Source organism: Paenibacillus sp. J31R122 (assembly GCF_056269185.1).
The window spans coordinates 147,730-167,794 of sequence record NZ_JBWDNM010000014.1; the positions used below are offsets into that span (position 1 = coordinate 147,730).

20 protein-coding genes are annotated in these 20,065 nt (G+C 43.8%); 2 read left to right on the forward strand and 18 right to left on the reverse strand.

The genetic code is table 11. The features are described 5' to 3' along the window. Positions 1–22 precede the first annotated feature (22 nt). The 7 genes from AC0YN7_RS22140 to AC0YN7_RS22170 form a co-directional block, all read right to left on the reverse strand. Entirely contained in the window at positions 23–673 is a 651-nt protein-coding gene (locus AC0YN7_RS22140; protein ID WP_475812200.1) for a response regulator transcription factor, read from the reverse strand. Next, positions 651–3,050, reverse strand: coding sequence for an ATP-binding protein (locus AC0YN7_RS22145; protein ID WP_475812201.1), 2,400 nt, complete (start codon positions 3,048–3,050; stop codon positions 651–653). Before AC0YN7_RS22145 ends, AC0YN7_RS22140 begins: the two co-directional genes overlap by 23 nt. A 38-nt stretch (positions 3,051–3,088) precedes the next feature. Next, positions 3,089–3,262 (reverse strand): competence pheromone ComX, encoded by a 174-nt coding sequence (gene comX, locus AC0YN7_RS22150; protein WP_475812202.1) that lies wholly within the window; start codon positions 3,260–3,262, stop codon positions 3,089–3,091. Between the two features lie 128 nt (positions 3,263–3,390). Beyond that, entirely contained in the window at positions 3,391–4,326 is a 936-nt protein-coding gene (locus AC0YN7_RS22155; protein ID WP_475812203.1) for a polyprenyl synthetase family protein, read from the reverse strand. Positions 4,327–4,374: 48 nt separating this feature from the next. Beyond that, complete coding sequence (locus AC0YN7_RS22160) at positions 4,375–4,608, reverse strand: hypothetical protein (RefSeq protein ID WP_475812204.1); 234 nt, start codon at positions 4,606–4,608, stop codon at positions 4,375–4,377. A gap of 58 nt (positions 4,609–4,666) precedes the next feature. Next, positions 4,667–5,413 (reverse strand): ABC transporter ATP-binding protein, encoded by a 747-nt coding sequence (locus tag AC0YN7_RS22165; protein WP_475812205.1) that lies wholly within the window; start codon positions 5,411–5,413, stop codon positions 4,667–4,669. Positions 5,414–6,013: 600 nt separating this feature from the next. After that, complete coding sequence (locus AC0YN7_RS22170; RefSeq protein ID WP_475812284.1) at positions 6,014–7,570, reverse strand: 2-isopropylmalate synthase; 1,557 nt, start codon at positions 7,568–7,570, stop codon at positions 6,014–6,016. 178 nt (positions 7,571–7,748) lie between these two features. On the opposite strand from AC0YN7_RS22170, the gene AC0YN7_RS22175 reads away from it, so the two are divergent. Then, a complete protein-coding gene (locus AC0YN7_RS22175) occupies positions 7,749–7,970 on the forward strand; it encodes a hypothetical protein (protein ID WP_475812206.1) in 222 nt (73 codons plus the stop codon). A gap of 593 nt (positions 7,971–8,563) precedes the next feature. On the opposite strand, the gene tsaD is transcribed toward AC0YN7_RS22175, so the two are convergent. From tsaD to AC0YN7_RS22230, 11 genes are all read right to left on the reverse strand, one after another. Beyond that, positions 8,564–9,610 carry a tRNA (adenosine(37)-N6)-threonylcarbamoyltransferase complex transferase subunit TsaD gene (gene tsaD / locus AC0YN7_RS22180; protein ID WP_475812285.1) on the reverse strand — a complete coding sequence of 349 codons (1,047 nt, stop codon included), beginning with the start codon at positions 9,608–9,610 and terminating at the stop codon, positions 8,564–8,566. Positions 9,611–9,648: 38 nt separating this feature from the next. Further along, the gene (rimI, locus tag AC0YN7_RS22185; RefSeq protein ID WP_475812207.1) at positions 9,649–10,137 is read right to left on the reverse strand and encodes a ribosomal protein S18-alanine N-acetyltransferase; all 489 of its coding nucleotides are present in this window, start codon (positions 10,135–10,137) and stop codon (positions 9,649–9,651) included. Continuing rightward, positions 10,134–10,958 (reverse strand): tRNA (adenosine(37)-N6)-threonylcarbamoyltransferase complex dimerization subunit type 1 TsaB, encoded by an 825-nt coding sequence (tsaB, locus tag AC0YN7_RS22190; RefSeq protein WP_475812208.1) that lies wholly within the window; start codon positions 10,956–10,958, stop codon positions 10,134–10,136. The genes rimI and tsaB overlap by 4 nt, the downstream gene beginning before the upstream one ends. Further along, positions 10,955–11,443, reverse strand: a complete 489-nt coding sequence (tsaE, locus tag AC0YN7_RS22195; protein ID WP_475812209.1) for a tRNA (adenosine(37)-N6)-threonylcarbamoyltransferase complex ATPase subunit type 1 TsaE — start codon at positions 11,441–11,443, stop codon at positions 10,955–10,957. The genes tsaB and tsaE overlap by 4 nt, the downstream gene beginning before the upstream one ends. Positions 11,444–11,456: 13 nt before the next feature. Further along, positions 11,457–12,560 carry a thiamine-phosphate kinase gene (gene thiL / locus AC0YN7_RS22200; RefSeq protein ID WP_475812286.1) on the reverse strand — a complete coding sequence of 368 codons (1,104 nt, stop codon included), beginning with the start codon at positions 12,558–12,560 and terminating at the stop codon, positions 11,457–11,459. A gap of 24 nt (positions 12,561–12,584) precedes the next feature. Then, a complete protein-coding gene (locus AC0YN7_RS22205) occupies positions 12,585–13,451 on the reverse strand; it encodes a YitT family protein (RefSeq protein ID WP_475812210.1) in 867 nt (288 codons plus the stop codon). Positions 13,452–13,706: 255 nt separating this feature from the next. After that, positions 13,707–14,789 carry an HD-GYP domain-containing protein gene (locus AC0YN7_RS22210; protein WP_475812211.1) on the reverse strand — a complete coding sequence of 361 codons (1,083 nt, stop codon included), beginning with the start codon at positions 14,787–14,789 and terminating at the stop codon, positions 13,707–13,709. Positions 14,790–14,987: 198 nt separating this feature from the next. Further along, a complete protein-coding gene (locus AC0YN7_RS22215) occupies positions 14,988–16,670 on the reverse strand; it encodes a histidine kinase N-terminal 7TM domain-containing diguanylate cyclase (RefSeq protein ID WP_475812287.1) in 1,683 nt (560 codons plus the stop codon). Between the two features lie 132 nt (positions 16,671–16,802). Continuing rightward, positions 16,803–17,978 (reverse strand): class I SAM-dependent methyltransferase, encoded by a 1,176-nt coding sequence (locus tag AC0YN7_RS22220; protein WP_475812212.1) that lies wholly within the window; start codon positions 17,976–17,978, stop codon positions 16,803–16,805. Between the two features lie 10 nt (positions 17,979–17,988). Beyond that, positions 17,989–18,642, reverse strand: coding sequence for a DUF6483 family protein (locus tag AC0YN7_RS22225; RefSeq protein WP_475812213.1), 654 nt, complete (start codon positions 18,640–18,642; stop codon positions 17,989–17,991). Between the two features lie 57 nt (positions 18,643–18,699). Continuing rightward, positions 18,700–19,563, reverse strand: coding sequence for an alpha/beta fold hydrolase (locus AC0YN7_RS22230; protein WP_475812214.1), 864 nt, complete (start codon positions 19,561–19,563; stop codon positions 18,700–18,702). A gap of 183 nt (positions 19,564–19,746) precedes the next feature. On the opposite strand from AC0YN7_RS22230, the gene AC0YN7_RS22235 reads away from it, so the two are divergent. Continuing rightward, a complete protein-coding gene (locus tag AC0YN7_RS22235; protein ID WP_475812215.1) occupies positions 19,747–19,971 on the forward strand; it encodes a DUF1128 domain-containing protein in 225 nt (74 codons plus the stop codon). Positions 19,972–20,065: the final 94 nt, after the last annotated feature.

Here is a 20,065-nt window from a genome sequence, read left to right on the forward strand (position 1 = left end):
TCTCTATTATTCACCTAAAAAGTTAGTATTGCTCTAAACTGATTAGTCCCAAACGTTGCGCTTCTTTAATCGCTTCAGAACGTGATCTTACATTTAACTTATCAAATATTCGCGACAATTGATACTCCACGTTGCGTTGACTAACATGCAGCATTACAGCAAGATCCTTATTGCTAATGCCTGATGCCACTTCATGTAAAATCGTCTGCTCTTTTTCATTTATCGATACATCCTCAATCGATAGCTCCGAGCGTCCAATGGTAACCTCATGCCTTCTAAGCTGCTTTAGTAGAGAAATTGGAATGACTGCATCCCCTCGCATAGCACTGCGTATAGCGTTATGCAGCTGTTCTCTCGATACCGTCTTAGAAATAAATCCAGATACACCAGATTCAATAAGCAAATTAAAATGCGATCCTATTTCATAACCAGAATAAATGATAACCTTGCGCTCAGGCTCTTGGTGAATTAAACGTTTAGTCAACTCTAATCCACTGATCCCAGGCATATTTAAATCGCATAAAATGAGATCAAACTGCTTATGCTGTACAATCTCAAGCGCTTCAACCGCGGATAAAACAACTGAAACCTCCATTTCAGAATCCTGTTCAATCATGATCTTAGTCCCTTCTCCAATAGAAGGATGATCATCAACTAATAAGATACGAATCACGCGATAAACCCCTTTCAGATCGGCCCGTTGTCATCGCTTCTGGCAACAAAATAACAATCTCAAGACCGCTACCGCGTTGAGAATAAAATGAAATGTCTCCTTCTAGACCCGTTACCCGCTCTTTTACACCTGATAGGCCCATATGATCAAACGACTCATTCATTTCGTTAACATCCATACCAATACCATCGTCTTGATAGCGGAAATAGATCGTTCCTTTGCGAAGCTCTAGCTCAAGCGTTATTAGTTTAGCCTGCGAATGCTTATCCGCATTTCTTAGAAGTTCTTGCACGATTCTATATATAGCCGTAATTTGCTCTTCATTAAGCGGTCGATGAAATGTTTTAGCGCGAAAATCAACTGCAAAATTTACACGCATTTGCGTATGTTCAATTATAGATTCGACAGCTTCTACCACGCCCATCTCTTTCAATAGCGGTGGACGAAGCTCATTACATGTTTCTCGTATTTGGTGGATTACATCAAGCAAGCCTTCTTTGATTTCTTTCAGCTCGACTCCGAGCTTATCGGTCATTGGATGATCCATCGTTATAGCTTCCAGCTTACGATACCATAGAAGCTGATCTTGAAGTGCAGAATCATGCAAATCTGCCGCAAGGTTTCTTCTCTCATTTTCTGATAAGCAGAAGAGTAGACGAAGAACCCATGGTGAGGTGCTGTGCTCTTTACGAACCTCAGACTCAAAGTCCTCGATCAATCCTTCAATTAAATATAAATTCTCAAAAACGATGCTGGAATAATTGGACATCGTCTTAAGCCAACGCAGCTCGTCCGAGTTAAAACGCGTATGATTCGTCTTCATACCAATCCATAAAACATGATACCTCGAACGCTGCCTGCCGATAACAAGCCCCAATCCGTAAGGCAGATCAATCATTTCTCCTAGTTGCAGTGAACTCACAGTTCCTAGCAGAAATTCTCCAGTAATAAGCTCCTCCGAGCCCTCGCCTATTGGGAATACGACATTCTCAGCTTGATCCACAAGCAAAAAGCTAATTCGATTAACAGGGAGAAGCTCACTAATTTCTTGCTTAAGCACAGCTTCTAAATCAGCTTGCTTCATAACTCGAGCTATTTTACGAGAAAATCGATCCAAGCTATCCTGATAGCTGTACATCGCTTTGAATAGCCTTGGCCGAAACTTATGATCAATTTGTTCCTTGGCATACAAAAACAGAGTCAATCCAACGTAAACTACAATAAACATAACTAGCCATCTGTTCCATGAAGGCATATAATTCGCATTGCTTAATATAAACACCAAACAAGTTGCCAATGCTAGTGATGGAAGAAGGGTAAGCAACGTGTAATATTTAAACCTTGTTAGGATAAAGTCAATGTCAAATAGTTGATTGGAAGTCAATAAATAAATATAAACGATTGGAAGGATCAATAGAAAGAGCGCTGTAAATGCAGCGGGTAATAATTGACCTCCTCCTACTAACAACGGCAGCAGGTTCATAGTAGTAAATGGCGTAAAGGCTACAAGATGTGCTACGAGTGTAATCGTAAATAATGATCTAAGCTTTGTGTTCCTATGATTTATGAACTTTTTAATTAATTGATAAATAACAATAAAATTGCCTAATATTAAAGACCCAAAATAGAAAAATTTAATATCCGAAAATATTGTATGTGAGATTAAGTCTGTCCATACGTACACAAGACAGCTTATTCCAACAATTCCAACAATAATAGACAGCATAATAAGACCTTTTTTACTGATAAAGGTCACTTGGTATCTCTCCAAATATTTATTCATAAACTGAATAAATATTACTGGTATGCATGGTAAGACTGAGTAAATGATCGATAAACCAACAGGATCACTGCGATAAGATGCTGCTGAAGAATAATAACTGAGACCAATAACAATAAAAAACAACACTAGCATTATTGCTGCGGGTTCATCTTTACTTTTAAAGTACAAGAAAAAGGATAACGCTGAAAATAATACAAATGACGCAAGAGGTATGTATAGCTGTATTAATAATTCCAAACCCGTGTGATCTCCAGACCAGCCTCCAGTAAACGTAATCAGCTGTTCTGTTCCATTAGTATGTCTAACTAACACCGAGTTTGCCATTTCAATTGAATTAAATTTATCAGTATTCTCGTATTGACCTGCCGGTTCACCGTTTACCATTAACAGTTCATCACCAGCACGAATGCCTTTGATCACAGCTTGTCCGGCAGGCTCAACTCTTTTCACAACGTACTCTCCGCTATCCGCTTGAATAATATCTGCACCGATAAAAGGTTCATCTACAATTGTAATTGTCAGATACGCGAAGACCGTTATTAAAATGATTAAGAATACAGGAAGAAACATCCGGCTGACTAGACTTCTTTTCATAATTCTCCTCCTGATACCAATACGAGTATAACTTGATGTTATCCCCAGAACGATAGACGGTAGTTTTCTTTTTTGTCGTTTTTATCCTTCAGTTCACCAAGAAGAGCCTTGTGTTCCGCTACAGAAACTCCCGCTAACTGCATTTGACCACCCATTACCATTGACATCTTTTCCTTGCTGCTAGCTAATTGACGAATCGCTTCTTTTAACATTCTAACTCCTCCGCTTCTCTACCAAATTTTAGTTGCTACTAATACTTTTCTACTATAACAGGAAATGATATGACATAAAACGCAAAAGTGATTCGTATTTACCGAAAGACTGTTTGCGTGGTTTGTTTTTAGTTATTTTCTTGTGTGATTACCTGCAAAAACACTTCTTTCCAAGGACTTGCTTCCTGCATTGTATCCAGTAATTCGATAAAACGATTGTAGTGCATGCGACTCATGACAGATCCATATAAAAGTACTCCTGATCGCTCGCAGGCTTCCTCAAATCGCTCGCGATAAGACGTAATACCTTCGACCGATAAGCGTCCCTCGAAGTAATCAACAATCCATCTATCCTCATCAGCAGCAGCAGCACCTTCAACTAGGAAAAGTGTAAGTAACGTACGCTTGCGTTGCAAGAAGTCGCTCTTATCATCCCAACGCAACAAATCACGCAAATCATTTCGGATTTGCGCGGCTATCCCAATTTCCATTGCATAATCCGCAACGATGGGATGCTTCGAATGACCAGCAAGAATAACGCCAGTCATACATGAAAGAAGCATCAAAGCTGCCGACTTTTGTTTTACCATATCTATGTAAGACTGTTCGTCATTAATTTCATTCATTATGTCAATCATTTGACCATTTGCTGCTAGAAGAAGCTGTTCATTCATCATTGCAGCCAATGCTAACCGCGTCATACTGTCTTTAGTGCAATCAAGCATAGCTTGCTGTGACAAGGTCAAAAGTGAAGATGCTACATGTATAGCTTTGGGCAAAGGGACTTGCATCCACACTTTTGACGGAGAGTCTTGATCCTGCAGATCATCCAATATATCAGAGGCCAAAATAAACAGCTCTACCGCTGCAGCCGCTTGATAGACGTTACCTTCTGTACCGCCAAACATTCGATAATGAATAACCGTCAATTGACTAAACTTTATCGATTCCTTAAGCTTTTCCTCAATAAATAATTGTGCAAATCTCGCGAGAGGCTCCGCAGTAAACCAGCGTTTAACCTGCTCTCGCATTTGCTCCGCGATAAGTGGTACACTATCAATCACAATAATCCTCCGTAAGTTTAACATAATTCTATTATACTATTAATTTAATTATGGAAACATACGTTGAACCATATTTACGAATCTTCCAAACCATTTGAATGTTAGTATGCCGTTACAGTCGTTAATCCATTTGCGCTTTTCCTCTTTTTCACTTGTTTCCTCACTACTACCCCCTTCATGCATTTGATTGATCAGAAGTGCAATCATCTCCATTCTTTTCTCCAGTACTTTTCTGCGCTCGACTGACGGACTTTTGATGTGATCGCTGTGATCCATTTTCAAAAAAGCCCTCCTTGAGGTTCACATAAACAGAGTGTCTTTATCTGTATAAACGACTTGCTTATACGACGCTAACACTCCCCTTCATATCAACCGCATAGTACATATAGACAGCTTCCATCGTCAATCCGCCTCCTGGCAACTGTTTGATTAGAGAGGATGGATTGTTGCATGCCATCAGTTCACCATTCCGCATGACACATACACGATCACAATTACGTTGAATTTCTTCCATATCATGTGAAGCAATAACAATTGTTTTGCCTTGTCGCTTCAACTCAAGCAACAACGCCCAATAATCCTTTTTGGCTTGCGGGTCTAAACCGGTTGTCGGCTCGTCCAAAAAAATAATTTGCGGGTCATTCACAGTCGAAATGGCAAGCGCAGTACGCTGTCTCCAACCGCCTGATAACCTTTTCACCATTTTATTCGCATAAGGGAGAAGCCCAAATTGTTCGATAATATGATCCAAATTATTTTTACGTTTATAAAAGGCTTGGAACAACTCCAATGCTTCACGAACATTCATTTTGTCGAATAAGGATGTGCTTTGCAGATAAATTCCGATTTCTTCCTTCAGGAGCTCTGCTTCAAATACAACATCCATTCCAAGTATTCGAGTATAACCTCGATCCGGCATACGAAGTCCCATCAGAATTTCCAGTAGCGTTGTTTTGCCTGCACCATTTGTTCCGATAATGCCAAAAATCTCTCCTTGCTTCACCTGGAACGATACTTCCGCTACTGCCTTATTGGCACCATAATACTTGCTGATCGAGCTTACCTGAATGACCGTTTGTTTATCCATTCCTCGGTTAACCTCCATTCACGCTTAAGCGTTGTTTGAGTTTGATGTTGTAAGGTGATTCTTGTGATATAGGGAATACGATATAGTACTAACATAACGCATCCCTAATTTTTTTTCACCGAAAACATCACTCGTAATTCACGCAAACATTTTGCGTGCCCGCAAAACAAGCGCAAATGGAGTATTTCTGAAGATATAGGTCTATTTTCGCTATTTACACTTATACACAGACATATCCACAACTCTGTATAAATTGTTAGTTAATTCTGTCGATAATAAACGAGGAAATACGTACTATTTTCACAAAAATCGTTTATACAAATATAAACATTCGTATCTGCATAGATTTTATCCACGTTATACACATTATCCACAGCTTTCTTATGAAAAAAATATCCCCGATTCGCACACAATGTTTTATTTGTGTAAACCCAGTGTTTTCAGGCATTTCTTATCTTTATCCACAAAACCGAAATTTTTGTGGATAACTTTGTGCACAACACAAAATTTTGCAGGAATACAATTCATAGTTTATTGCCGACAAATAATAAGTGTGCGGACTTTCCTAGGACAAACTGCTTAGATGGCGTTGATTAGGCTCTATCCATTTGCAGCCTGATCTGAGATCATATCCGCTGCTCTGACTCCTGTAGTCATTACCGCTTGATTGCAAGCAGAAACGTAGGCTTGTGCCGCCGCTAGAATAATATCTTTGTGAACAGACGTTCCGCGGAATCGCTTATTGTTGTGTACAATACTCACAACAGCTTCACCATGCGCATCTTCGCCTGTTGATAGCGAGTGCAGCTCCAGATCCTCGAACTCGGCTGCGACCGGAATAGCTTGCTGGATCGCATGGATGACTGCCTCTATCGGGCCAGCCCCCATTGCAATGAATGATTGCTCTGAGTTGTTCTCATTCTCGCGAATCGTTACGGATGCTGTACGGGAACGCTGCGTACCAGCATGCACATGTAGATCAACAAGCACGTATGGGTCTGGCTGCGTTTGTGTTAGCTCACCCGCGATTCGGATTAGCTCATCGTCTGTGACGATTTTTTGCTCATCCGCTTTTTCCTTAAATCGGTTATACACATCCTGCAGCTGATCCTCGGTCGTAGCAATTCCATACTCAGTCAGGCGATGCTTAATCGCATGTCTACCTGAATGCTTGCCAAGAATAATCATGTTTCTTGATATGCCCATCGCTTCAGGGTCCATAATCTCATACGTACTTCGATTTTTCAGCAGTCCGTCCTGATGGATGCCTGATTCGTGCTGGAATGCATTACGTCCGACGATCGGCTTATTGTAGGCAATTGGGAAGTTCATCGAACGACTAACCAAGCGGGACGTTTCGTAAATTTCATTTATTTGAATATTCGTTTCCGCATGCAGAGCATCCTTACGCGTTTCGATTGCCATCACAAGCTCCTCTAGAGAACAATTTCCTGCCCGCTCGCCGATGCCATTGACCGTTACTTCTATTTGCGTCGCTCCAGCATTGATAGCTGCTAGGCTGTTAGCTACCGCTAAGCCCAGATCATTATGACAATGCGCACTATACCTAACACGATCTCCGCCTCGCGCTTCCTTACGTACCGTGCGGAACAGGTCACTCATCTCTTCGGGCATTGCATAGCCAAGCGTATCCGGCAAATTAATGATAGTAGCCCCTTCAGCAATAACTGCCTCCACCAGCTGAATGACGAAATCACGACCAGAGCGAGACGCATCCATTGCGGAAAATTCGATCTCGTCAACAAATTGCTTGCCATACGCCACCATCTCGCGAGCGATTTGTACGACTTGCTCGCGTGATTTGCGAAGCTGATGATTTAAATGAATATCCGAGGATGAAATGAACAGATGCAGCCTTCTTTTTGCAGCATCCTGAGTCGCCTTCACCGCTGCGTCTATATCCACTTTTACCGCTCTAGCGAAGCCCGCGATTTCTACATTTTGCAGCTCTCGGGATATTTGCTGAATGGCGCTGAATTCACCAGGACTTGAAATGGCAAAGCCCGGCTCTATGACATCAATGCCTAGCTTAGCCAGTTGCCTAGCAATAACGATCTTACGCTCAGGGTCAATGGATGCTCCCGGTGATTGCTCACCATCTCTTAAAGTAGTATCAAATATTTGGATTTTTTTCATTTCGATTGTCATTTTTGTAACCTCCCAAAGTTTTGTGAAGCTGAGTTTTGTGAAGCAAAATCGCTTGAATCCTTAATTTTAGGTACAAAAAAAAGCTCGCCGTCTCCTAGTAAGAGACGACAAGCTTTTACGCTGCCGTGGTACCACTCTAATTGGTTGGATCCTTTGTGCAGAAGCCTTGGCAAAGCTGTCATCATTACGACAGTCTAAGCTGCTTGCTGCGGATTCAAACCCGCTTAAATGCCCGATTACGGCGGCTACCGTAACGATGTACACGCATATGTCCGAGGACAATCTGCTTCCAACGTTCCGCTCCCAGGCGAGATTCAAACCTCAGCTTCGACTGCGTCGCACCACCCCGCAGCTCTCTGCACGATTCCGATTATCTTACCTACCATAAAATTGGTAAGCAAGCTTCGTTATTCGCTTTGCCAGCTTCTTGTTCTACTGCTCCTGTTCATAGCGTTTCAGCTTTATGTTAGTTCTTGCCTTACTGTAATCATTCATATACTTCGCTTAGAGGACAACAAGAAAAGCCTGTCGTCTCTATATTCAAGAGACGACAGGCTATTAAGACCCGCGCGGTACCACCCTTGTTGACACCCTAATCGTTCATTGCCGAACGGGGATGCCCACCTTAAACATATGGCCAGCTCCGGATGCTGACTCACATGTACCTGATTACGGAGGTTAACCGTAACAATGTACCCGCATTAGCTTTGACCATTCTCTTGGTCTCCCGCTGCTTCCATTGCTCCGCTCCCAGGCGAGTTTCAAGTATCCTTTGACTGCGTTGCACCAACCCGCAGCTCTCTGTATCTCAGCACTTCATAAATAATGAAGGCAATCGATAGTCCCGGACTAACTTTACTATTCCTGTTCTTTGCGTTTGTTTAGTATGAGATTTGAAGTATTGTTGCTTATTATATGCGTTAGCAAATAGTCTGTCAATTCCAATCCAACTTTTTTTTCTGATACCTATTTTTTAGAATGTTAATTACTTACCGACCATGCCTCAAGTGACAAGCCAGGATCAGCTTTCAAATCAAGGTCCGAGAACTGCTTCCGCTTAAGCTTTAGTTGCGCGGCCGCGCCAATCATGGCCGCGTTGTCCGTGCAGAGCGTATTCGGCGGAATGAGCAGTGGAATGCCAGCCTTCTCACAGCTCTCTGTTAGAGAGGAGCGTAAGCCGCGGTTAGCGGCAACTCCGCCGCATAGCAGCAGTTGCTTCGCACCGAATTGCTTAACAGCACGCAGCGCTTTCGTGACAAGCACCTCAGTAACTGATTCCTGAAACCCCCGCGCAAGCGCGGCTTCATCCAGCTGTAAACCCTTCATACGCGTCTGATTAATAACAGCCAGTACGGCTGACTTCAATCCGCTGAAGCTAAAATCATAGCTTCCCGCTTCGAGCCATGCTCGAGGCAATACAATCGTTTCCTTCGCTTCGATTGCCATGCGATCAATATGTGGACCGCCTGGATATGGCAAATGAAGCGCGCGCGCCACCTTATCATAAGCCTCTCCAACAGCGTCATCCTTTGTCCGGCCTATGATTTGGAATTCTCCTTCACGCTCCATCAGGACGAGCTCCGTATGTCCTCCCGATACGACTAGCGCCATACATGGGTATTCAATATTATGAATAAGCTCGTTCGCGTAAATATGTCCCGCGATATGGTGCGTACCGATTAATGGAATATCGAGCGCCATCGCTAAGCTTTTTGCAGCTACTATACCAACGAGCAGCGCGCCTACAAGACCAGGGCCTTGCGTCACTGCTACAGCGGACATATCCTTCAAAGTCAGGCCAGACTCCTTAATCGCTTGTTCGATAATGAGTGTGATCATCTCAACATGCTTCCGTGAAGCAATTTCGGGTACAACGCCGCCATAGCGCTCATGAATTTCAATTTGACTCGAAATAACATTGGACAGTATTTGTTTTCCACCGCGAATAACAGCTACAGACGTTTCGTCACAGCTCGTTTCCACCGCCAAAATAATGTCATTTAATGCATCGTTGCTTATGTCGTTGATTATGCCATTGCTTTTTTTATGCTCCGAATGACTCACGTTCACTGCTCCCCTGTCTTCAACCGTTCATGGTTAAGCTCCGCCCACATTATAAGTGCATCCTCATTATTGTCCGAGTAATAACGCGGTCGAATACCTGCTGGCTCAAAGCCATGCTTTCTGTATAGCTGCTGTGCAATTTCATTAGAGGGACGAACCTCAAGCGTCATTTTTACAGCACCAAAAAACACTGCCGTTCGCTGCAGTTCCGCTAATAAACTATGCCCCAAGCCTTGTCCGCGAAAATCCGCTTGTATGGCGATATTAGTCACATGCGCTTCATCCATAATGACCCACATCCCGCCATAACCAGCGACTTCTCCGTCATATTCCATCACCATGTATCTTGCAAATAAATTATTCATCAGCTCGTTCGTGAAAGCTTCAACCGACCATGGACTGGAGAACGCCTCCAACTCAATGGCGACGATATCAGGTATGTCAGCCATCGTCATCGATCGGTAAATGAGTTTAGTTTTATCCAACTTCATACCTTAGCTTCACCTGCTTGCTTCGCCTTTAAATTTACTTCTGCTTCAGTCAACTGCGTGTAGTTTGGAATTAATGTATGATGGTCATCGGTCAAGCCAGCTTGAAGACGTATACGTCCTAAATGCGCAATCCACTGTCCCTCTTGAACAAACGGATATAGAAATACCTCAACGCCAGCTGCTTGTCCAAGCTGCTGCAAACGCTCCGCTTCCGCTTCATGTATCGACAAATCGCCTACAAGCCAAATACAGCTTACTTTGCTTTTAGCCGGATCAGCCAATTGCTCTGCTATATAGTCAACCCAATCCTTCATCAGACGAACACCATCATTTGCCCAGCGGAACCAACCCTGTTCACACGATATTCCAAAAGCTGATGTATATACTTGTCCGCGTCTAGCATCCATAATCGGAAATACCCATTGCTCACCTGCGACTTTGGCTGATGCGTCCAAGCCCAACTGTGTACCAGTTCCGCGATGCCAAGCACCGTAACCAAGCGCTTCCAAGCTCGAGACACCCACAAGCGGTTTGTTCCATACCCAAGCAAGTGTTTTGGCTGCTGCAACAGCAATTCGCATTCCTGTATAAGAGCCCGGGCCGTTGCCAACCGCAATAGCATCCAGATTATTATCTACGATACCGCTGTCCTCCAGGAGCTGCTTGATATGCGTTATGATATGAACGGAATGATTTCTTTCCGCTAACGATTGGATCTCTACTAGTACCTCGCTACCTTGTACAATTGCAGCTGCCATTGATGCTGTTGAAGTATCAAATGCCAATATTGGGCCGGATTGGTGCTTCTGCTCTAAACTCATCTGTCTTCTCCCCTCTCCTTTAACGCTTCGCACCAGTCGGCATACTGCTCACCAATACCAGTTAATTGTATGCGCCGAGAATCATCACCCAAGTGCTCGATATACAGCTCCAGCCGCTCTACTGGCAACAGCTCTTTAATCAAGCTAGCCCATTCTACTATCGTCACACCATTTCCATAAAAATAATCATCCAAGCCAAGCTCGTCCGCTTCTTCTAGCGAAAGCCGGTACACATCCATATGATAAAAGGGGACTATTTCCCCTTCATATTCTTTTATAATCGTAAAGGTAGGACTATTCACGATCCCTTTTACGCCAATCGCTGCCGCAAATGCTTGTGAAAATCTTGTTTTTCCCGCGCCTAAATCACCGTCCAACGCTAGTATGGCGCCCGGCTTAGACCAAGCAGCAAGCTGCTCCGCCAAGACAACTGTATCCTGCTCCGTATGCGCTATCCAAGTGGCCACGCTTTTCCGTTGATGCATTTCATCCACCCGTTCATGACTTAAAATGATTATATCCTCGTTTCTCAACCTTCACTCGCTTTTCCAGATGCATGCCATTATGAAGCTTCGCATCAAGATGACGAATTAATTCCACTCCCGGTTTGCCTGACTCCGTTTCTCCAATGATGAAGAAAGGAAGGCCTTCCTGCTGAAAAACAAGACGCATGGCTTCCGCATCTTCTGCAGCCATCGTCCCAAGCAGTACATAATCCTCGCCCCCGCCCAGCATCCACTCCAGCGGATCAATGCCTGCTGTTGAAGCGTAGGAAGCCATGCTTCCGCTCTTTGGCAGCAAACGCTCATTTAGCACAATTTTCAAGCCTGACGCTTCGGCAATTTCCCAAGCCTCGCTTGCCAGTCCATCACTTACATCATTCAAAGCGTGACAGGTTCCCCGCTTCAAGAGCAGCCGCCCGGCTCGAACGGATGGTGTCGGTCGTTGATGCGCCTGAATCAGCGCAGCTAACCTAACACCTTCTTCACCGCCCCGAGCTTCGCGCAGTTCAGCTGCTTGCCCCGCCTCCGCCCCTTGCGCGAGCAAGGCATGCAGCCCCGCCGCCGACATGCCGACCGCGCCGGTCACAAACACCGCATCACCCGGCATTGCGCCCGTGCGAAGCAGCTCAAGACCCGCTTCAACGGTTCCAATCACCGTTACCGCAACAACTAAGTGCATCGGCGACGACGTCGTATCGCCGCCGACAATTGCAACCCCGTAGCGCTCGGCGCACGCGTACAACCCCTCATACAGCCGTCGCATACGCTCCGTATCGTATGACGGAGGTACGCTGACTGACACGAGAGCATGCAGCGGTACGCCGCCCATTGCAGCAATATCGCTAATATTGGCGGCTAGTGCTTTATACCCGACATCTTCGTCCCGCATCGTCGTATCATTGAAATGGACGGTCTCCACCATCGTGTCGACCGCCAGCAGCAGCCGCTTCGGCTCAGCAACGTCATCCTTCGCCGCGGCTGGATCAACAACCGCGGCATCATCTCCTATGCCGGCCACAACACCGCGCTGCCGCTGCCACTCCGCTGATTGCCCAGCCGCTGTCCAATGCTGAATGCGTTCAAACTCATCCAAAGCAATATCTCCCTCATTCATACTACAGAATTAATGAATATCCCGCTTCTTAAACCGTCCGCCCTTTACATCATGAATGTTGCCGACAGCGAGAAAAGCCACAGGGTCCAGCTCATGAACAATTGACTTCATCTTCGCTTCCTCAAGCCGTGTAATTACGCAAAAGATAACCTTTTTGCTGCCGCCTGAGAAACCGCCCTCCCCGTGTAAAAACGTGACGCCTCTACCAAGCCTATTCATAATGGCTGCGCCTATTTCATTCGCTTCGTCGCTGATGATCCATACTGCCTTCGATTCATCGAAGCCCTCGATCGTAATATCAATCATCTTATACGCTATGTAATAAGCTATTAGCGAGTACATCGCCCGATCCCAACCAAATACAAAGCCGGCGCTGCCGAGTATGAACAAGTTGAAAAACATAACGGTTTCGCCTACCGATAATGGCAGTCGCTTGTTAAACAAAATAGCGATAATTTCCGTCCCATCCAGCGACCCTCCAAAACGGATAACCATCCCAACGCCTATACCCAGTATAACTCCTCCGAAAACGGATGCTAAAAAGGGCTCTACTGTAAGCGGTGGTACGGGATGCAGCAGAAATGTGCCAATCGACATAATTGTGACGCCATAGAGCGTAGACAACGCGAACGTTTTGCCGATTTGCTTATAGCCAAGAAACAAAAACGGAAGATTTAAAAGAAATAGAAAAATACCGAGTGCAAGTCCAGTTAAATGTGAAGCAATGATGGATATACCAACAATACCACCGTCAATAATATGATTTGGAACTAGAAATATTTCTAATCCAACCGAGACAAGAACTGCACCTAACGTAATAAAAAGCCACCTGCGCAGCACCTCGAGCCTAGATAGCCTATGGTGAACAGTTCCCATATAAGCATACACATCTCCTATTAGGTCTATTTCTAATTATTTTACATGAATCGCCTTCATATTCAAAGTAAAACTACTCAGTCTCAAAAAAAAGAAACCTCCCGGAACAACGGTGCAATAACCGTTATAGGAAAGGTTTATTAATTCGCTTAGCCATGCTATCACTCCTTATCGCATCTACAACAAGGTAGGCGTAAGAAGAGTTACCGGTATGGACATTTTCTGTTATGTATTTAACTATGAACCGCTGCCCTGTTAAAGCTCCTTCACAATCGTAATATGAAGCTCATTTTTCAGATCCAGCTCATAAGGAGAATTTGGCACGCTGCCGTCCGCCTCTTTAATAATACGCAAACGCGGTCGATGCAAAGCGAGCTCGGTATTCTCGGAAACAACTCCAACTTGTCCTGTACTAAGCTGAAGTGTTGAGGCGACCGGATAAATCGATATATGTTTGCAAAACAGCTTAATTAGATCCAAATCAAAATAGGTGCCTCCTGCAGCAAATAAAAACTCGATCGCTTCGCTTGTCGTGTGCCGCTTGCGATAGGGTCTTGGTGAAGTAAGCGCATCAAACATATCCGCTAACCCTACGATTTGACCATACATGTGTATTTCATCCTGTTTCAAGCCTCTTGGATATCCAGATCCATTAAACCGTTCATGATGCTGCAGGGCGCAATGCGCTGATACGATCGATATGTCATGGTTTTTACGAATGATTTCAAATCCATCCTTGGCATGACTTTGGACTACTGAAAACTCATCCTTTGTAAGCGCACCCTGCTTATCTAATATTTTGGCAGGAACTTTAGTCATACCAATATCGAACAGCAGTGCACCAATTCCAAGCTCCTCTAGCTGTATGCGATTGAAGCCCTTTGCAATCCCCATAATACCCGCGAGCACAGCCACGTTGAATGAATGCTGAAACAAATAAGCACCCATGGAATGAATACTCGTTAAATTGACAAGCATATTAGGCCTCGTAGCAAGATCCTGCATAATCTCGCCGAAGACCGCTCTGAAATTTCGTCCCATGTCGGGAGCTATGGTTCTTCCTTTGGTTATGGTTTGGTCTTTGAAAGAGTTCATCGTCTTGTATATAGTATCGACAGCATGTTTACGCGTTTCTTCTCGAATGGTGTCCTCTGGAATTAGATCCTCGGTCATTCCATCCTCTATAAACAAAAAATCGATGCCTAAGCTTTGTAAACGATCGATGTAACGAGCATTAAGCTCTACTCCCTCTCCAAGAAGCACATTGCCGTTTTCTTGAAAAACGGTTTTTGCAATCATATCTCCCGGCTTTACCATTCCAATTTGCACTTTTCTCATTAGATTAGTTCCCGCCTTCGATAGTTATAGCACTTGTAACTGGAATATTTATATATTATCAGAACTCTCACATGCTGACCATGTCAGCAGCCGCAAGTAGATAAAAAAATGTTTAGAAATTGTCGAGAAATTGTAAAAAAACGGTCAAAACACTGTTTCTATTCAACCAAAAAAGCCTGAACGCTGCCGCTCAGACTTTTAAGCCAGTTTACGTTTTACGATGCGATTTCTGCCATTGTGTTTAGCCTCATACAAAGCCGCATCCGCTTGAGCCATTAGATTGCGTATAAAGGCCTTCGGATCTTCTATTGTTGTTGCCGTAAAATGCTCAATAGAAAGAACCCCCATACTGATCGTAACGGATACCGTTTGTTCGCCAATTCCTGTCTTAACTTTGTTCTGCTCCACTGATTCCATAACCCTATTAGCAATTATATCCGCTTGCTCGCGATTGGTATGAGGCAAATAGACAGTAAACTCTTCTCCGCCATAACGTGCCAGCACGTCGGTCAACCGCAACGATCTGCGAACAGCATCAACTGTGCTGCATAATACTTCGTCTCCTACTAAATGACCATATCTATCATTAATCATTTTGAAATGATCGAGATCAAACAGAAAGATCGAAAACGAGTTGCCGTAACGAATGTTCTTTAGCACTTCCTGCTCCAGCTGATTAAGTAAATAGCGACGATTATAACAACCGGTCAATCCGTCCGTTATCGCCATATACTCAAGTTTCTTATTCGCTTGATAAAGCTCATCCTGCATAATTAGCAGATCACGGTTTCGGTCCTGCAGCTGCTCATTTTGATTATTTGTTTCCTCTACAAGAAGTCTGAGCTCAGTGACATCTTGAAAGGTTAGCAGACGGCCGACTGGAGCTTTCTTATGATTCAAGATCGGAGTGGACTGCACAATGAAATGGCGGTATCTGTCCGCATCAATGGCAAGCTCTAGCTCTAGCTCCAAACGCTCGAGCGGACGTTCCCAATGAGCTTCAATAAATAACTCGAATTCACGCGCAGTTTCTTCTTTAAAATACGATGCTAGTAAATCAAGATTAATCTTCTCACCGATTCGAAGTCGCATTAACGGCTTCACTACTTTATTCACTTCTATAATTACATCTTTCTCATCAAGCACGATAATTCCCATCGACATCGTATTCATTACATCTCGCTGAACGGTTTGAATGATATTAAACACCTTGTTGCGCCCTATTGCATGAACCAAATATATTGCCGCGAATGCTAAGCCGACAGAGGTTAGCGGAATGTACGATGTATAAGGATCAACAAGTACCACATTTATAACTAAATCACAAATCGTGAACAAAAGTAAGAAAAACATACCGTTCATTGCTGTTTTAATCAAAATCCGTTGTCTGTCAGAGTCCGCAACTCTAAGCTTGTACACCATAATAATAACAGACACTGACATATAGAGCAGCAATTGCACAATCATGAGCCAATACAAAGGACCCGCCTGAATATTTTTTATAGGCCCTGCTTGATCAACAATGCTTAGAAACATACCATTTGGATTAACAACAACTGCAGCAACAGATAGCAGAGCAGGTATAGACACCATAAACAAACGATTCTTTCGTACGACATAGGACTGACCCGTTAGAAAGATAATAAATATAAACCAACCTACTCCTAGCAAGGAAAGTCCTATATATGAACCTGTTAAATAAAATAACTTAAAGAAGGGGGAAGAAACGGTCTGTGAAACAAACTGAAAGAGTGGCCATACCATGAATATGATATGCAATAACAAGTAAATCCGGTGCAATAATGTAACCGAACTAGAGGCAAACACGAAAAAAAATAAGCCTAAAAGCAACAGAAACATTACAAAATCCAGCCATAACATCAAATCCAATACGGTTCACCCATTCGTTTTGTAGCCATCTTCTTCCATTGTAGCAAATGTCGAATAGAACGACAATTGTCTGATCCAAATAATAACAGGTTTTACACGCATTATCTCACACCATTTTTATGGTCATTTCGGCCAACGATCAGACAACATATGCTCCAAAGAGGGAGAAATACTCAAAAACTGACGGAACTGCTCGTATTGCTCCCACTTCTTCAATGACAGCTCTTGCTGTTCGGTTCGTACAGCACGGATAAGCAAGTTTTTTGGCGTATGCTCAGGATCAACGAACTCAAGCATCTGCACCTTATAGCCAAGCACTTCTAACAATGTTCCTCGCGCAGCATCGGTTGTAAGCGCGGCAAATCGCTCCTTCAGCAAGCCTTGAGATAGAAGCGGTGACAATGTATCGTTGCTAATTTGCCGAAACAGCTCATGCTGACAGCAGGGTACCGACATAATTACCGATGCCCCCCAATTTACAGCCTTGGCAAGAGCAGCATCTGTCGCTGTATCACATGCGTGCAAGGTGACAACCATATCAGCTGCCTGCAGCTCCTCATATTCGGCAATATCGCCCACCAGGAATCGAAGCCGATCATAGCCTAGCTTCTCAGCAAGCTGGGAGCAAAACGCGATTACGTCCGCTTTCAAATCGAGACCAATAACATTGATTTTCCGCTGCTGCTCCACAGCCAGCAGGTGATAGAGCGCAAACGTTAAATAAGATTTGCCACAGCCAAAATCAACAATCGTTATCTCCCGATCACTTGGCAAATAAGCAAGCACATCTGTAACCATCTCTAGAAAACGATTAATTTGACGGTACTTGTCCTGCTTCTTAGCATGCACAAGACCCTCCGGCGTCATAATGCCCAGTTCAACAAGGAAAGGAGCTGCCTTGCCTTCCTGAAGAACCCGCTGCTTTTGCCGATTATGCTGTAGGCTTGCTTGACGCTCTCCGCCTGTAGGGGGCTTTGAGAGTACAGCCGCCTTGCCTTTTTTGTTGAACAACAGCTGCACATCAGCTGCTGGTGTTTTCACAAGCGCTTGACGGTAGTTTTGCTGCAGCAGTTCAATTAAACGCTCAGCTGCCTGACCTTCTGCAACATTTTCATGCGTAACCTTGTTTGCAAAATGATATTCAAATTGATAATGAAGTCCGTTTTTTAGTTGAATCGGACGAACGATCGTCTTCGGTGATGCAGCGCCATCCTTCCGACGCAATTGACTCATCGTTGCTTGGAGCATCTCTCCATTACTCATCCAGTCATTAATATCCTGCTGCCATTGCTCCATCATAACTTATCCCTCATTCCTTCTCTGCTGCAAAAAGCGCGGTAAGCCCTTGCTCAATTTCATCACGCGGCAAGCCGCCGACCAACAGCCGCTCATCACTTTGAAGCAGCATACGCTTATATACATCAGCTGCGTCCGATGGGGACAGCATTTCATCATCAAGCAGCTCATGAATAACATTTTCCACTAAATCATACCTTCCCTCAGCTTCGTACCACTCTACAAGCAAACGCTTCGTAGGTGCTGACAGCTCATAAGGACGCAATTGTTCAAGCAATTCATCCACTTGCTCGCGTGGCTCAACCAACGTTGGCTCGGCGCCGACTAACGATAATCTCATGAACAAATGCAACGATTTAACATATGCGACAAAGCTTTCGTCCTCACGGCCTAATTCATCATAAAGCTCAGCCTCTTGCTTCATCAAAATTGCGATTGCTTGCAAATGATCCGTTTCAACCAATCCGTTTGTCGTCATAACCTTCATTAAATCCTCATCTGTTAAAGAGCGGATAAGCTTGCTGCTTATCCGAAACCTCTTATCCAGTAAGTCGTCGATAACGAGAAGCGCCTCTTCCTGCTTATGCTGTCGCTTCAAATTCATGATTTGACCGACAGCCTCGGTCATCTGCTCAATCATTCTCATGAAAAAATCGCGTTGAAACATCCGCTTGTCCCCCCTCATCCAACTGTTCAAGCGTCATGCTTTTTTTAACAACTTTAATTATCCGCGCACAGATTTTACAAAACTTAAAATCGCTTCGGTCATTTCCATTGGCTGCTCGATCATTCCCATATGTCCTGCTGTATCAAGTACAACCTTCTTCGTTGCTCCATTAACCGCTGCAAACGTACTTTGAGTTGGAATTACTTGATCATTCGCTCCGGAAACAATCAGTACCGGCAGTGAGGATTGCTCGATAATGTGAGCCCTGTTTGGTCTATCCTTCATTCCTTTTGCGGTGCTAATTGCTCCATTCAACGCTGTACCATATCCGATTTGTTTGACATGCTCCACATTCGTCGTCATGTCTTCTAAATGAGCAGGCGCAAACAGCTTAGGAATTAAGCCATTAACAAATACCTCAATCCCATTTTGTTCAAGTGCCGCCACAGCTTTATCACGATTTTCTTTGGCCGCCTCACTATCCTCTAGCGCAGTAGAGTGGATCAGACCAAAGCCAGACAGCTTCTTGGAATACTTCTCCGCTACAGCGAGCGTAATATAGCCGCCTAAAGAGTGCCCCAGCAATATCGCGTTATTAATTTGCAGCTTGATTAGCATTTGAGCTATATCTTCCGCATATAATTCCATCGTATATTTATCATCAGAAGGAGCGCTGCTTAGTCCATGCCCGCGCAAATCAGGAGCTATAACACGTACATATTGCTCCAAATCCTCCACGATATACTCCCAGTAAGCAGAACTGCCGCAATAGCCATGCAATAGTACAACCACCTCTGTGATTCCGGCTTCCGCACCTCCATCATCCGGATGTGAATCGTAATAAGCTAGCTTATTGCCATTATTCAATAACAGCCTGCGCTGTGCGATCGATTCAATACTATCGTCCATTGTTCTGGTCATATGCCGCACACTCCTCAATTTGTTTATTGACTATCTTTAATTGTACCGAATTTTAAAGTGCTGTTCAATTTATGGTTATTTCCGTTTGAATCATGGTACAATTATTTAGAAAGCAAACGTTAAGCAATACCCGTTGTTTACGATATCTTTTATTCACTAAGCAAAACCATTAGGAGGCATTCCATGACTAATTTACAATTGCAAACACAAGAAAATGTTGAATTTATGATCGATACAATTAAAACTAAGCTGAAAATGGCTTCCGCAGCTGCCATGCAAGCTTCTCAATTCAACATTGAACGCTACGACGATATCAAAGAGCTGTACGACATTGTTTCATCCAAAGATAAATTCAGCATCAGCGAAGTAGAAGCAATCGTTTCTGAGCTTGGTAGTCTTCGTTTATAATAATTATTAATATTAACAAACATTTTATACCAAAAACAGACATTAATTTTCATTAATCGTCAAAAAATAAAGAACCGAGTGCGACGCTATCGTC